Source organism: Pseudomonas bharatica CSV86 (genome assembly GCF_000319305.2).
Taxonomy (GTDB): Bacteria; Pseudomonadota; Gammaproteobacteria; order Pseudomonadales; family Pseudomonadaceae; genus Aquipseudomonas; species Aquipseudomonas bharatica.
The window spans coordinates 1,767,560-1,782,059 of sequence record NZ_AMWJ02000002.1 but is presented as its reverse complement, the minus strand read 5'-3'; the positions used below and the strand labels follow the sequence as shown (position 1 = coordinate 1,782,059).

Sequence of the window (14,500 nt, the reverse complement as noted above, 5' to 3'; positions counted from 1 at the left end):
CCGGGAGAGCTGCATGAAAATAGCGGGATTGATCGTCGGCGTGCTGTTGTTGAGCGGTTGTGCCGGGCAGGCTGGCGTGCCCTGGCTGGCGCAGGCCACGCCTGGCGCCTGCCCCCGCCCCGATTCGTCGCAGGAGCTGGGGTTGAACATGGCCGATGAACTGCTTGCCGACGGCCGTCCCCATGCCAGCCTGGCCCATCTCGAGGAAATGCAGGACAACCTGATCCAGGTGCGGGTGCGCAAGGCCAAGGTCTTGCGGCTGCTGGGAAGCAGCGAGGCCGAACCGCTGTATCGCGGCTTGCTGGGCACCTGCATGGGCGCCGAAGCGGAGCATGGCCTGGGGCAACTGGCAGCGGACCGTGGCGACAAGGTCCAGGCCCGCCAGCACCTGGTGCGCGCCGCGCGCCTGGCACCAACCGACGAAAAGATCCGCAACGACCTCGGGGTGATCTATCTCGAACAGGGTGAGCTGGACAAGGCGCGTTTCGAATTCCTCACCGCGATCGAGCTCAAGGACGACCGTCTCGCGGCGGTCAACCTGGTCACCCTGTTGCTTTACCAGGACAAGTGGCAGCAGGCCGCCGACCTGGTCAGTCGCCTGGGGCTGAGCGCCGCGCAGTTCAGCGAGGCCCAGGCCCGTGCCGAGCAACTCAAACCTGGCGGCGCGCAGCCGCCCCGGAGTCCGTCATGAAGACTCGTATTCTTACCCTGACCTTGCTTGCCAGCCTGCCGTTGCTCGCCAGTGCCATGCCGCCCGGGCCGTCGTCGAAACCGCAGCTCACCACCGAAACCTGGCTGCAACTGCAACCACGCGGGCTGCACGCTTCTGACAAGCCGCAGGAGCAGACGGCGCGGGAATACGACGAGACCATGGCGCGCTGGTTGAAGGTGTATAAGTACGAGATTCCGGAGGTCTTCAAGTGGGAGAAGATGGACAGTGGCGGGGCGAAAGGCGGAGGAAGCAACTAGCCTTGCATTGCTTCGATGGCCTCATCGCTGGCAAGCCAGCTCCCACAGGTATTGCACAAGTCTCAAAGCCTGTGCTGAACCTGTGGGAGCTGGCTTGCCAGCGATGAGGCCATCAAGCACATCACAGCACTCAGTGCTCGGTAACCCTCTGCCGCAACGCCGACCCGCTCGGCGCCAGTGCCAATGCCAGTTGGGTGCGGTTGTGCATATGGGTCAGGCGCAGTACCTGGGAGACATACAGCTTCACCGTGTTCTCCGTGATGCCCAGCTCGCAGGCGATCTGGTAGTTGGTCTTGCCCTTGCCGACCAGCCGGGCCACGTCGAGCTGGCGCGGCGATAGCGGGGCGAAGATGGTGGGGATGGCGTCGCTGTCGGCATCGCCTTCCTCGTTGCTTGCTGCATCTGCCTGGGCATGCGGGCGGGCCTTGTCGAGGTCCTGGTACAGGCCTTCGATGGACTCGGACAGGGTCTTCAGCTTCTGGTTCAAGTGCCCCAACTGGTGGTAATCCTTTTGCCTGGCCAGCAACTCGGCTTCCTGCCGCTTGATCCCTTCCAGCAACTCGTGCACGTCCACCGGCTTCTGATACCAGTCGGCGAACCCCTGGCGCAGGGCCTTGATCACGTCCTGCTTTTCAGCACGACCGGTGAGCATTATTGCCTCGAAGATCCGCTCCTGTCCCGCCTTCTTCTTCAGTACCTTGACCAGTTCGATGCCGTCGTACTCGGGCATGTTCAGATCACACACCACCAGGCCTATCGTCGGATCAGCGACGAAGCGTTCGATGGCATTGGTGCTTGAGGTACAGGCCACGCAACGGTAACCGTTGCTTTCTAGGAATTCGCAGAGTTCTTCGACGATCTCGCGCTGGTCATCGACGACCAGGACTTTCACTTGGCTGGCTGGCATTTGCATCGCGACTCCATGCTGAAGTGCCCTCCCTGAATGCTGCCAAGGAGCGGTCCTGGTCACGGTGGGGCACTAACTAGAAAGTAGTCGCTCCTTTCGATTATTTACAAGGAGTGACACCGGGTTAGAGGGCCCAGGCGACTAATGGATCCATAAAAGTGCGAGCAAAAAGCCAGTAAACAGGAACGGCGCGAAGGGCTGTTTTTTTGACATCTCCTCCTGGAGTTCACGCAGGCGCTTCTTAAGCTTTTGATTGAGCAGGGACCACACCCAGCGTCGCCCCAGCAGCCAAGCAAGCACCGTGACGCCGGCACCGATGAACGTACCCAGCAGATACCACTGGTCGGTTGCCAGGGCCAGGGCCCCGAGCAGCTTCACATCGCCGGCCCCGAGCCGACCAAGGATATAGCCCGGAAGGGTTAACACCATCACCAGGGCCAGGGCCAGGGCGGCATCGGCGGGTTCGGCGCCGATCCAGGTATGGCCGGTGAAGAACAGGTAGACGAGGGCGAAGGTGGCGGCGCCGAGGGTCAGGGTGTTGGCGATCTGCCGTTCACGGACATCCTGTTCGGCACAGAGGGCAAGCCACAACAGCAGGACGAGACTTTGCATTGGCGAATCGCCATCCCTTGGTCTGATTGATTCTATATTTGTCAGTAGAGGTGTCTCTGTCAGGGTAGACGCGATCATGAAAGCAAGCCTCGCTGGACGGCAAAAAGGTGCGGTGGCCATCGAGTTCGCCATCGTGTTTCTGATGTTTTTCGCAGTGTTCTATGGGTTGCTCAGCTACAGCCTGCCGATGCTGATGGTGCAGTCGTTCAACCAGGCCAGCAGCGAGGCGGTACGCCGGTGCGTGGCCCTGGACCCGGCCAGCGCCACCTATGCCACCGACGTCAACGCACTGGCCAAACAGACCCTGGAACAGCAACTGGCGTGGTTGCCGGGTTCGCTGGGCTTCCAGTTCGCCACGGACGCCACGGTGACTCTTAGCGGCAGCCGCTTGCTGACGGTCAGCGTGCACTACAGCAAGGCCAAGCTGGCCTCGACCTTGCCGATCCTGGTGTTGCCGGGTATCGGCGAGGTGCCGCGCTTGCCGGCGACCCTGACCTCGCAAGCGAGCTTGCAGCTTTGAACGGCGGCCCGGGGCTGTTCGACCGTTGGCGGACCCGCGCCGGCGATACCGGGGACTGGTCGCAGGCCTTGAGCCCACCGGCCGTCGGCCTGCAACTCTGGCTGGACGTCCAAGGCCGGGTATTGCGCCAGGGCGGCCCGTTGCGCACGGCCCTGGCACTGCCCGCACAGTCGCCGGCCCATTTGCGTGATTACGTGCAGCCGCAGAGCCTGCTGGCCCTTGAGGGCGAACCGGCGGATTGGCAGGCGCACCCGCTGGACCTGGACTTGCGCACCGCTGCCGGGCATAGCCTGCACACCCGCGGCTGGCTGCTGGCCCAGGCCGATGGCTGGTTGCTGCAACTGTTCGATATCGGCGACCTGATCCAGCAACAGCGCCAGGGCGCCGAAGCGCGTCAGCAGCAACTGCTGGCCGGGGCGATCGCTGCGGCCCTGCGTGATTGCAGCCTGCAACGGCTGACCGAAGAGGCCGCTGAGCAGTTGCAACGCCTGGCCTGGCACTGGCGGGCGAGTTGGGCGGTGATCCTGCTGCCGAGCGGCAACGGCTGGACGTCGTTCGTCCACAGCGGAGGCGGATTGCCTTTGAATGAATCGCGCCTGAGCCCGCTGCTCGACGCGCTTCCTGCTGCACATCTCTCCCACAGTGCCGGCCAGCCGGCATTGCAGGCGCTGCAACTGCCGTTCTACCTGATGCCCCATACCCAACAACATCAAGTGCGCGCCTGGCTGCTCTGCGAGGACGCCGGTGGCCAGCGCCTGGACGACGATGCGTTGCTGCTTGCCGACGCGCTGCTCGAACCGCTGCTGGCACGCCTTGCCGGTGATCGCCTGCACGCCAGCCAGCAGCGCCTGGACACCGTCCAGGGCCTGCTCGGCGCCGGCTGGTGGGAATGGACGCCGCAGGACTCGACCCTGCACCTGGCGCCGGGCCTGGCAGCCGGTTTTGGCGTGCCGTTAAGGATCAGCCTGGCCGACTGGCTGGCCCTGGTCCATCCTGCCGACCGTGAAGCGACGCTGCTGGCCTTCAGCGCCCTGCAACGCCAGGGCGACAGCCTGCAACTGTGCCTGCGCCTGCTCGGCGAAACGGGGCGCTGGTACCGCCTGTGCGGCGAGATCACCGGCCAGGGTGATAACCGGCGCCTGCACGGCTTCATGCTCGACATCAGCGACATCAAGCAGCAGGAGCAGCAGGCCAGCGCCGCCCAGGCGCGCCTGGAAAACCTGATCGCCAGTTCGCCGGCGGTGATCTATATCCAGCGCTACGAAGACGGGGCCCTGCTCGCGGAATTCTTCAGCGCCAGCCTGCAACCCTTGCTCGGATGGCGCACTGCGCCGGACGAGCGCCTGCAGCCGGCGCAATGGGTGCACCCGGACGACCAGCCACTGTGGCTGGAGCGCACCCGCACCCTGCTGCGCGAGGGGCAGGTGCGCAGCCGTTACCGTCTGCGCGACCGCGACGGTGGCTGGCATTGGGTGCTCGACGAGGCGCGCCTGCTACGCAATGACCTGGGCCTGCCGGTAGAGGCGGTGGGCCTGTGGCTGGATGTCACCGAGGCTACCCTGGCCCAGGAGCGCATACGCCAGAGCGAGGAGCGCTACCGGGTGCTGGTGGAGGACTCGCCGGCGATGATCTGCCGCTATCGACCCGACCTGGAACTGCTATACGGCAACCAGCCGCTGGCCGATTACCTGGAATGCACCCCGGCCCGGCTGCCGGGGATGAATCTCGGCGACTGGATGTCGGCACAGCAGCGCGAGCTGTTCGTGCAGCGTATCGCTGCGCTCAGCCCGCAGGCGCCGGTGAGCAGCGACGAGGTCTGCCTGCAACTGCCGGGGCGCCAGCATGCCTGGTGGATCTGGTCCGACCGCGGCCTGTTCGACGAGCAGGGGCGACTGCTGGAGATCCAGGCGGTGGGCCGCGACAACACCGAGGTCCGGCGTGCCCGGCAACTGGTATTGCAGAGCGCCAAGATGGCGACCCTGGGCGAGATGTCCACAGGCCTGGCCCATGAGATCAATCAGCCGCTCAATGTCATGCGCATGGCCGTGGTCAATGCGCTCAAGCGCATGGAAAACGGCGACCTGGACGTCGAGTACCTGCAGGAAAAACTCAAGCGCATCGACGCCCAGGTGGTACGGGCCTCCAGGGTGGTCGATCACATGCGCGTGTTCGGCCGGCGTTCGGAGATCGAGCAGTCACTGTTCGAGCCCTGGCTGGCGGTGGAAGGGGCGCTCTCGTTGCTGGCCGACGGCCTGGCCGGCAAGGGCATCGACGTGCGTCTTGGCGATCCTCTGGAGGGCCAGGTGCACGGCCATCAGGACCAGCTCGAACAGGTGCTGATCAATCTGATGGTCAATGCGCGCGATGTGCTGCTGGAGAAGAAACCCGCGCAGGCATGGATTTCGCTGCTGGGCGAGCGCGACGGGCAGTGGCTGCGCCTGTTCGTCGAAGACAGCGGTGGCGGTATCGAGCCGCGTCTGCTGGAGCGCATTTTCGAACCGTTCTTTACCACCAAGCCCGTCGGGGTCGGCACCGGCCTGGGGTTATCGGTGAGCTACCGCATCGTCGAGAGCATGGGCGGCAGCCTGAGTGTCGATAACGGTGCCCATGGCGCGCGCTTCGTGATCGCCTTGCCGCTTCACAGCACCAACTGAGCCCGGTTGTTGCTGCAATCGAGGTTGGCGCCGACGTCGGTGACCATCAGATCGATGCCCAGCACCTTGAGCAGCGCATTGATCAGCGGATCGGTGATGCGTCCGAGCAGGGTGGTGATCTGCGGCACGAGGATGCTCACCACATTGCTCAGGGTGCTGGTGGCGGCGGTGACCACCTGGCCCAGCGGGTTTCCTCCCTGTGGCTGGTAGGCCAGGAGCTGAATGCCGCTGAAGGTGGCGCCGAGGCTGGTAACGGCATTCGAGGCGCCCGGTGTGCTCTGGTAGACCGCCGGCTGGTTGAGGTTGGGCGGCGCGGTGGCTCCGCTCCAGAACTGCGACGCGCTGTTGGCCGGTGAACCGACCACGCTGCTGTTCACCTTGATGCCGACACCGCCGCCGGCGAACGGCACCCGGTTTCCGCAGCCCAGGGTCAGCAGCGTCAGCTTGGTGCAGACATTGGTACCGAAGTCGATCAACGGGATGGCCTGCACCGCCGCGTTGCCGGTGACGAAGAAATCGTTCGGCGTGGCGAACTTACCGATCGCCACCCGGGCGGCGGCGGTCTGGGTGGCGGCGGTGAGCGTCTTGTTCGGGGCGCAGCTGTAGCCGGTGACTTGGCTGGTCGCCGAAGCCACCTCCAGGCCGATATCCAAGTGCGGCGGTGCGTCGGGCACCAACTGGATATCGCTGACCTTGCAGGGCACCAGGATCAGGCAGCCCACCGATTGCAGGGTGCCTTGCAGGTTCAGGCCGAGCAGCGGATTGATGATGTTGGTGAGCGGCGTTGCCAGGTTGAGCACGGCGTTGGCCAGCCCGGCGATGGTGCCGAGCACGGGCAGGTCGAGCGACGCCAGGACGCGCACCTGCGCCGTATGCACCTCGATCACGTCCGTGGCCGGATTGCCGATGGCGGAAAGCTGCTCCGGCTCGATCACCTTCACCCGGATCGTGCCGTTTACCAGGCCGAGCAGGCTCAGCGGTATCTGCACCACGGCCGCGCTGTTCTTCGCCGCCAGCATCACGGCTGCCTGGACCAGGTCGATGGCCTTGAGCGTTGCATCGAGGCCGGCGGTGGCGGTGCCGTTCTGCAGGTCGAGAATATCGCCGAGCTTGATCAGCGTGCTGTTGTCGGCCCCGACCACCACCCTGCCCAGGTTGGTGACCACATCCGCCGCTGCGCCGCTGCGCGACAGTACCGTGGCGGTGGCGCGGATCAGATCGGTGGCGTGCAGGTTCTTGCTGAGCAGCTCGTCGTAACGGCCGGCGCCGACGTTTACGTCGATCGCCAGTTGATCGAGGAAGTCCAGGAGCTTGACGTCGGTATTGGCGATGCCCTGCCAGCCCACGGCGTTCAGGCTTACCCGGCCGCCCAGCGGATCGACCAGGGCATTGAGCAGCGCCGATTTGCTCGAGTCCACCGTCGCCAGGGTCGAGCGCAGGCGCAGCATGGCCCGTGGCGGCAGCGGTGCGGCGGCCACGGCGTAGGCGTGGAGTTGGGTGGTGGCGGGGATCGCCTGGCCGGCGACCAGGCTGCGAATGCCGGAGGCGATGCTGGTGGCGACGTTGTTCGTGGCGTCCACCTTGATGGCCTCGGCGATGGCTGGATTGGCGCTGAAACTGCGCCGGCTGGCGGCGCCTGTGGTGACGCTGCCGCAGGTGGTGACCAGGGTCCGGCCATTGCCGACGCTGAAACCGTTGCGGCTGGCGCTGACGTTGGCGAGGGTTGCGGCCTGGGGCCCGACGCCGTTGCAGGTCGCGCTCTGGCCGGCCGCTTCCAGGGCGGCCATATCGACCACGCGCTGCAACTTGCGCTGCTCCATGTACAAGCGCCCGCCGTCCACGGCCACCAGGCCGAAGACCAGGGCCATGGCCAGGGTCAGGACAGCCGCCAGGCCGATGGCGCCGCGCTGGCGTTTCGCGAATCGGGGAGACACGAGCACTCCTTTGCCGGCACATGCCGTGCACGTCGCGTGCGTTCAAGGAGTGTAGCCAAGGATATGGCCAGTCGCCTCTAGCCCCTGACCCCGCGGTGCCGGGTCAATGCGGCGGATAGTTGGCCAGCACCTGCGCCACCGTCTTCTGGATCGCCGAATTGCGTTCTTGCGGCGTTGGCGGGTAGTGGTTCATCACCTGCTCGGCACTGCCGCGCCAGACCAGCTTGCCGTCGCGACCGTCGAACAGGTCGATCTGGATGGTCGCCACCTTGTACTCCACGGTGCGGGTTTCGTTGAAGGCCGGGCCGCCCCAGTAGCCGCCGTAATAACCACCCCAGCCTCCGCCGTACTGGGTAGTGATTTGCTGGTGACGGTTTTCCACGATCAGGTAGGTCTGCACCTTGAGGTCGCCGCGGCTACCGGCCGGGGCCGGACGCAGGCCACGCTGGTCGAGTTCGCCGCTGACCGCCTGGCGGATGCGCTGTTCGGTCAGGTCGCTCTTGATCCGTGGATCGTCCGGGCGATATTGCAGCGCAGGCTCCTGCCAGCTCCAACTGCGGTAGCCGGCGAAATCGCGGCTGGCGTCGAAGTCCTGGGACACGTTGTTGCTCTGGCAGGCAGCGAGCAGCGCCATAAGGGACAGCAAAGCGAGACGTCGAAACATGATGATTCTCCAAAGGCCTAGCTGGGAGGATAGCCGCTCATGGCTTTATAGACGGCCTCGCGCAGGGCATCGGCACGCTCGGCCAGGGAGCCCTGGCTGGCGGTCTCGGCACTGGCGCTCCAGACCGGCTGGCCGCTGCCGGCATCGAACAGGTCGACACGCACCACCATGACCTCGACTTCATAGGTGCGCACTACAGGCACGCTGCCGTAGATGCCGTAGCCGCTACCGTAAGGGCCGCGGCCATAGCCCATGCCGCCGTAGCCACCATAGGGACCGTATGGCCCATATGGACAGTAATCATCGTCGCGGTATTGGCGCAGGCGTCTTTCCAGGTGCATGTCGGCGCTGACCAGCAGATCGCCAAGGCCATTGCGGGCCGGACGCAGGCCGCGCTGGTCGAGCGCATTGCTCACCGCCTCGGCCAACTGCGCCGGGTCGATCGACGCGCTGCCCGCCGGTAACCGGCCGTCGCGCCAGCTCCAGTTGCGGTAGCGCCCGTAATCCCGGGCGGGGGCAGGGTAGGCGCTGCGATCGAAGGTGTTCGCCGCCTGTGGCGGCGCCGGGGGTAGGGGATTTGAGCTGGCGACATAGGGATTGCTGCCCTGGCAGGCGGTCAGGGTCAGGCAGGTCAGGGCGAGAACGACGGGGTATCGCATTGGGGCTCTCCCTAAAGGGGACGGCAGATCCAGTGCAGGTAGCGGCCAAGGCCGGCGAAGGCTGGATGGCGCCGGTGGGCCAGTTCCATTTCCAGCAGGTCGATCAACTCGGCGCGGGCCTGGAACTCGGTCGGCATGTAGTCGTGGAACACCCGCACGCCACTCTCGGCCTCTACCTGCCATAGACCTTCGAGCCAGGTCCTGAGTTCGCGGGGATCGACGGGTTTTTGCGGGGTCAGGCTCTGTTTCTCGCCGGCCAGGGTATTGCGCCGCATCTTGCGGAAATGGCCCTTGAGCAGGTTGCGATAGACCAGTGCATCGCGGTTGTAGAAGGCCAGGGACAGCAGGCCGTCGCTGCGGGTCAACTGGTGCAGCACCGGCAGGATCGCCTCGGGTTCGGCCAGCCACTCCAGCACCGCATGGCACAGCACCAGATCGTAGGGTTCGGTCAGTTCGCCGAGCAGGTCCTGCCAGGGCGCCTGGATGAAGGTGGCCGGCTGGCTGGCAGCGGCGAAGCGCTCGCGTGCGCCATCGAGCATCGGCGCGGCGGGTTCGGCGAGGGTCAGGTGATGGCCTCGTTCGGCGAGCCACAGCGCCATATGGCCCAGGCCGGCACCGATATCGAGGATGCGCAGCGGGCGCTCCGGCAGGCACTCGGCAAGGTCGGCCTGGAGCACCGCCAGGCGAATCGCACCCTTGGCACCGCCGTAGATCTTCTCGGCGAAGCGGGTCGCAAGGGCATCGAAATGACGGTCGTTCATTGGTTTCGGGTCTCCTGAGGCGGTATAGCTTCAGGGGGAAAGTTCGGGCTGGCAAGGGGATCGTATGGCTGGCGAAGGACCCTGTGGGAGCTGGCTTGCCAGCGATGAGGGCGGCCTGGGCAATTGATGTTGTCAGGTCGGGCCAAATCGCTGGCAAGCCAGCTCCCACAGGTTTTGTGTTGCCTGGATGACGGCCTCAGATTGGTTGCCAAGTGCCGGTCATGTGCACCAGCCCACTATGTCCGCTCAAGCGAAACTGCCCGTTCGCCGCGGCCTCGCTGCCATCGAGGATCACCTCGCTCGGTAACCGCACCGGCTTGTGGAATTCCACCGCCACCTCATAGCCGCTGCGCGGCAGGTGCCCGCGCAGATGGGCCATGGCCATGGCCTTGCTCCACATGCCATGGGCGATGGCCTGGGGGAAGCCGAACAGCCTGGCGCTGGCCGCACTCAGGTGGATCGGGTTGTAGTCGCCGCATACCTTGGCGTAATGCCGACCGATGTCGCTGTCCGCATACCAGCGGGCCAGCTCGCTCATCTCCAGCGACTCGGGCGCGGCCTCCAGCGGCACTTCTCCCGCCACCTTCATGCCACGGCAGAGCATGCGACTGGTCTCGGACCAGATCAGCCCGAGCCCGTCCTCGGCATCGGTGCGCAGGTCGAGGGTGGCGCCTTTTTCATGGGGCTGGAGGTTATCCACCGACACCGAGAAGCGCAGCCGCGAAATGCCGCCCAGTGGCCGCAACACGCGAATCCGGTTGCCCAGATGAACCATGCCCAGCAGCGGTGCCGGGAACTCCTTGGCGGTGAGCAATTGCAACTGCAAGGCAAAGGCCATGACATGGGGATAGGTCGGCGGCAGGCGACCGTCCTGGATGAACAGACAGAGCCTGCGATAAGCCTCCAGGTTGCGCTCATCGACATTGATCCCGCAGCGCAGTCCGTAGCGCGGCAGGCTGTCGCCGGTGATCCTGCGTTTGCTCGCCGCTTTCATGTACAGCCCGGAGAGGCTGGCGGTGCTGCCGAGGTCGTGCCAGGTCTGGGTCATGGTCAGGCTCCCATTACCGCCTGGCCGCAAACCCGCAGCACCTGGCCACTGACCGCGCCACTGCCCGGCTGTGCCAGCCAGGCAACCGCTTCGGCGACATCCTGCGGCAACCCGCCCTGGCCCAGCGAACTCATGCGCCGCCCGGCCTCGCGCAGGGTGAAGGGGATGGCTGCAGTCATGCGGGTTTCGATAAAGCCAGGTGCGATGGCATTGATGCTGATACCGCGCTCGGCCAGCAACGGCGCCCAGGCCTGGGCCAGGCCAATCAGCCCGGCCTTGCTCGCCGCATAGTTGGATTGTCCACGGTTACCGGCGATGCCGCTGATGGACGCCATGACCACGATGCGCCCGTCATCGCGCAGGGCGCCGCCGTCGATCAGCGCCTGGGTCAGCACGGCCGGTGCCTTGAGGTTCACCGCCAGGACCGAATCCCAGTATTCCGGGGTCATGTTGGCGAGGGTCTTGTCGCGGGTGATCCCGGCGTTGTGCACGACGATATCGATGCCGTCCGGCAGCCCTTCGAGCAACCTGGCGGACGCGTCGCTGGCGCAAATATCCAGGTCCAGCGCGCGTCCGCCCAGGCGCTCGGCCAAGGCCTTGAGATCATCCGCGGCCTGGGGCACGTCGAGCAGCACCACCTCGGCGCCATCGCGGGCCAGGGTTTCGGCAATGGCGGCGCCGATCCCGCGGGCAGCACCGGTTACCAGCGCCCTGCGTCCGGCCAGCGGGCGGATCCAATCCTGCACCTGGCTGGCGCAGGCTTCCAGGCGCAGGACCTGGCCGCTGATGAAAGCGCTTTTCGGCGACAGGAAGAAACGCAGCGCGCCTTCGAGCTGGTCTTCGGCGTTCTTCGCCACGTACAGCAGCTGCAAGGTGCCGCCGCTGCGCAATTCCTTGGCCAGGGAGCGGGCGAAGCCTTCCAGGGCGCGCTGGGCGACCCGGGCAAGTACGTCGTCGAGCTGCTCCGGGGCGCGCCCGAGAATCACCAGCTTGGCGCTGCGGTCGAGGCTGCGCAGCAGCGGCTGGAAAAACTCGCGCAACTGCTTGAGCTGATCGATGTCGCCCAGGTGGCTGGCATCGAAGACCACCGCCTTGAGCTTGCTACCGAGCCCCGCGACCCACGTCGGCAGGCCCAGGGCGTCATCGGCGAAGCTGACCACTTCGCCGGTCAGGCGCTGGCCGAACTCCGCGACCTTCACCGCCAGCGGCCCGCCACCGAGCAACAGCGTACCCTCCACCGGCCGCAGCCGGCCGGCTTGCCAGCGCTCCAGGCGGGCCGGTTGCGGCAGCCCGACAGCCCCCACCACACGCCGGCCCAGATCGGAGTTGGCGAAGTCGATATAGCGGTCGCTCATGGCACGTCTCCCTGAAATAAGCATCAGAGTGTGGACCATGATCGGCCTTTGGTCGTTCGAACCAGGAAAAAAGTCCTACGCTCTATGCGTCTATTTCGGGAATAAAAGGAATGTCTTTCATGCGAAGTCTGCGTCGGGTCGCGATCATCGGCGGTAATCGAATCCCTTTCGCCCGCTCCAATGGCGCCTATGCCACGGCCAGCAACCAGACCATGCTGACCGCCGCGCTCGAAGGCCTGATCGAACGCTTCGGCCTGCATGGCCTGCGCCTGGGCGAGGTGGCGGCGGGGGCGGTGCTCAAGCATTCGCGGGACCTGAACCTGACCCGTGAATGCGTGCTCGGTTCGCGCCTGTCGCCGCAGACCCCGGCCTACGACATCCAGCAGGCCTGCGGAACGGGGCTGGAAGCGGCGTTGCTGGTTGCCAACAAGATCGCCCTCGGGCAGATCGAATGCGGCATCGCAGGTGGCGTGGATACCACGTCCGATGCGCCCATCGCGGTTGGCGAGGGCCTGCGTCGGGTGCTGCTGGACGCCAATCGCGGCAAGACCACCGCCGACAAGCTCAAGGCCCTGCTCAAGCTGCGCCCGTCCGACCTCAAGCCGGAGTTCCCGCGCAATGGCGAGCCACGTACCGGCTTGTCCATGGGCCAGCATTGCGAGCTGATGGCGCAGCACTGGGGCATCCCCCGCGAGGAGCAGGACGCACTGGCGCTGCTCAGTCACCAGCACATGGCCGCAGCCTACGACGAGGGCTGGCATGACGACCTGCTTACGCCATTCCAGGGCCTGACCCGCGACAACAACCTGCGGCCCGACCTGACCCTGGAAAAACTCGCTGCCCTCAAGCCGGCGTTCGAGCGCGGCGGCAACGGCACCCTGACCGCTGGCAACTCGACGCCGCTGACCGATGGCGCGTCGGTGGTCCTGCTGGCGAGCGAGGAGTGGGCCAGGGCGCGCGGCCTGCCGGTACTGGCCTACCTGCTGGATGGCGAGAGCGCTGCGGTGGACTTCGTCAAAGGCCACGAAGGTTTGCTGATGGCGCCGGTCTACGCCGTGCCGCGCTTGCTGGCGCGTCATGGCCTGACCCTGCAGGACTTCGACTATTACGAAATCCACGAGGCCTTCGCCGCCCAGGTGCTGTGCACCCTGAAAGCCTGGGAAGACCCCGAGTACTGCCGCGACCGCCTCGGCCTGGAACAGCCGCTGGGCGCCATCGACCGCTCGAAGCTGAACGTGAAGGGCAGCTCCCTGGCCGCCGGGCACCCCTTCGCCGCGACCGGTGGCCGCATCCTGGCCAACCTGGCCAAGCTGCTCGATCAGGCCGGCAGTCAAGGCGGTCGCGGGCTGATCTCGATCTGCGCCGCGGGCGGTCAGGGCGTGACGGCAATCATCGAGCGTTGACCAGCTCCGGACTCTTTGCGGCGGCGGCCTTGGCCTGGCTGGAATAGCTCTCGGCCATGATCGAGCAGACGATCAACTGCAGCGGGTGGTAGATCATGATCGGCAGCAGGATCAGGCCCAGGCCCGGGTGCGCGCCGAAGATCAGCGCGGCCATCGGTGCACCCGCCGCCAGCGACTTCTTGCTGGCACAGAACACCGCCGCGATCTCGTCGGCCCGGTTGAAGTGCAGGGCGCGTGCGGTGCGGGTGGTCAGCCAGAGCACCAGGGCGAGGATCAGCGCGCTGCCGACGAAGGCAGTGATCAGCACCGACAGCCCCTGTTGCTGCCACATGCCGGACATCATCGAATTGCAGAACGCGGCATACACCAGCAGCAGGATCACCACCTTGTCCATCACGTTGGTGTAGCGCTTGTGCCTGGCGAAGAAGCTGCCCAGCCAGGGGCGCAGCACCTGGCCCAGCAATAGCGGCGCGAGCAGCAGGGCGCAAAGGTCGAGCAAGGTCGCGCCGAGGTCGATGCCGTCGCTGCCGCTGCCTACCACCAGGCTGCACAGCCATGGGGTGATGAAGATGCCGAGCACGCTCGACAGGCTGGCGTTGAGGATCGCCGCCGGTACGTTGCCACCGGCGCTGCCGGTCAGCGCCACCGAAGACGAAATGGTCGAAGGCAGGGCGCACAGGTAGAGGAAACCGAGCATCAGCAAGGCCGGGAGCTGGCTGCCGATGACGCTTTTGCCCAGCAGCCACAGCAGCGGAAAGACCACGAAGGTGAAGACCTGCACCATGACGTGCAGGCGCACGTTCTTCAGGCCGTGGCGAATCTGCTCGCTGGACAGGTTGATGCCGTGCAGGAAGAACACCACGAACACGCCGATATTGATCACATATTCGGCGTGCATGGCCCCGCCTGCCGCGCCGAAATGCGGGAACAGCCAGGCGAGGAAGGTGGCGAGGAACATGCCGCAGAGGAACCAGTCGGTGACCACGCGCTTGAGGTGCTTGAATGCTTGCATAG

Annotated in this window: 14 protein-coding genes; 5 read left to right on the top strand and 9 right to left on the bottom strand. The window is 65.7% G+C overall.

From position 1 onward, the window contains the following. The first annotated feature begins 13 nt into the window (after positions 1 to 13). The gene (locus CSV86_RS22050; RefSeq protein ID WP_037060611.1) at positions 14 to 691 is read left to right on the top strand and encodes a tetratricopeptide repeat protein; all 678 of its coding nucleotides are present in this window, start codon (positions 14 to 16) and stop codon (positions 689 to 691) included. Continuing rightward, entirely contained in the window at positions 688 to 969 is a 282-nt protein-coding gene (locus CSV86_RS22045) for a DUF3613 domain-containing protein (RefSeq protein WP_009400793.1), read from the top strand. Before CSV86_RS22050 ends, CSV86_RS22045 begins: the two co-directional genes overlap by 4 nt. A 130-nt stretch (positions 970 to 1,099) precedes the next feature. On the opposite strand, the gene CSV86_RS22040 is transcribed toward CSV86_RS22045, so the two are convergent. Further along, positions 1,100 to 1,882, bottom strand: coding sequence for a response regulator transcription factor (locus tag CSV86_RS22040; RefSeq protein WP_009400795.1), 783 nt, complete (start codon positions 1,880 to 1,882; stop codon positions 1,100 to 1,102). Positions 1,883 to 2,017: 135 nt separating this feature from the next. Then, a complete protein-coding gene (locus CSV86_RS22035) occupies positions 2,018 to 2,488 on the bottom strand; it encodes an A24 family peptidase (protein WP_009400797.1) in 471 nt (156 codons plus the stop codon). A gap of 76 nt (positions 2,489 to 2,564) precedes the next feature. On the opposite strand from CSV86_RS22035, the gene CSV86_RS22030 reads away from it, so the two are divergent. After that, positions 2,565 to 3,008, top strand: coding sequence for a TadE/TadG family type IV pilus assembly protein (locus tag CSV86_RS22030; RefSeq protein WP_037060614.1), 444 nt, complete (start codon positions 2,565 to 2,567; stop codon positions 3,006 to 3,008). Next, positions 3,005 to 5,662, top strand: coding sequence for a PAS domain-containing sensor histidine kinase (locus CSV86_RS22025; RefSeq protein WP_009400801.1), 2,658 nt, complete (start codon positions 3,005 to 3,007; stop codon positions 5,660 to 5,662). Before CSV86_RS22030 ends, CSV86_RS22025 begins: the two co-directional genes overlap by 4 nt. Here CSV86_RS22025 and CSV86_RS22020 read toward each other — a convergent pair. The 6 genes from CSV86_RS22020 to CSV86_RS21995 form a co-directional block, all read right to left on the bottom strand. After that, on the bottom strand, positions 5,647 to 7,596 hold the full coding sequence (locus CSV86_RS22020) for a pilus assembly protein TadG-related protein (RefSeq protein WP_009400803.1): 1,950 nt from the start codon (positions 7,594 to 7,596) through the stop codon (positions 5,647 to 5,649). The two genes, CSV86_RS22025 and CSV86_RS22020, sit on opposite strands and share 16 nt — an antisense overlap. 103 nt (positions 7,597 to 7,699) lie before the next feature. Then, positions 7,700 to 8,260, bottom strand: a complete 561-nt coding sequence (locus CSV86_RS22015) for a DUF4136 domain-containing protein (protein WP_009400805.1) — start codon at positions 8,258 to 8,260, stop codon at positions 7,700 to 7,702. A 17-nt stretch (positions 8,261 to 8,277) separates the two neighbouring features. Continuing rightward, the gene (locus tag CSV86_RS22010; protein ID WP_009400807.1) at positions 8,278 to 8,919 is read right to left on the bottom strand and encodes a DUF4136 domain-containing protein; all 642 of its coding nucleotides are present in this window, start codon (positions 8,917 to 8,919) and stop codon (positions 8,278 to 8,280) included. An 11-nt stretch (positions 8,920 to 8,930) separates the two neighbouring features. Continuing rightward, positions 8,931 to 9,680 (bottom strand): methyltransferase, encoded by a 750-nt coding sequence (locus CSV86_RS22005; protein ID WP_009400808.1) that lies wholly within the window; start codon positions 9,678 to 9,680, stop codon positions 8,931 to 8,933. Positions 9,681 to 9,876: 196 nt separating this feature from the next. Then, positions 9,877 to 10,728, bottom strand: a complete 852-nt coding sequence (locus tag CSV86_RS22000; RefSeq protein ID WP_009400809.1) for a MaoC family dehydratase — start codon at positions 10,726 to 10,728, stop codon at positions 9,877 to 9,879. A gap of 2 nt (positions 10,729 to 10,730) precedes the next feature. After that, the gene (locus CSV86_RS21995) at positions 10,731 to 12,083 is read right to left on the bottom strand and encodes a 3-oxoacyl-ACP reductase (protein WP_009400810.1); all 1,353 of its coding nucleotides are present in this window, start codon (positions 12,081 to 12,083) and stop codon (positions 10,731 to 10,733) included. A gap of 119 nt (positions 12,084 to 12,202) precedes the next feature. Between CSV86_RS21995 and CSV86_RS21990 the strand changes: the two genes are divergently transcribed. After that, positions 12,203 to 13,486: an acetyl-CoA C-acetyltransferase gene (locus CSV86_RS21990; RefSeq protein ID WP_009400811.1), complete on the top strand. Its 1,284-nt coding sequence runs from the start codon at positions 12,203 to 12,205 to the stop codon at positions 13,484 to 13,486. On the opposite strand, the gene CSV86_RS21985 is transcribed toward CSV86_RS21990, so the two are convergent. Further along, on the bottom strand, positions 13,473 to 14,498 hold the full coding sequence (locus CSV86_RS21985; protein ID WP_009400812.1) for a bile acid:sodium symporter family protein: 1,026 nt from the start codon (positions 14,496 to 14,498) through the stop codon (positions 13,473 to 13,475). The two genes, CSV86_RS21990 and CSV86_RS21985, sit on opposite strands and share 14 nt — an antisense overlap. Positions 14,499 to 14,500: the final 2 nt, after the last annotated feature.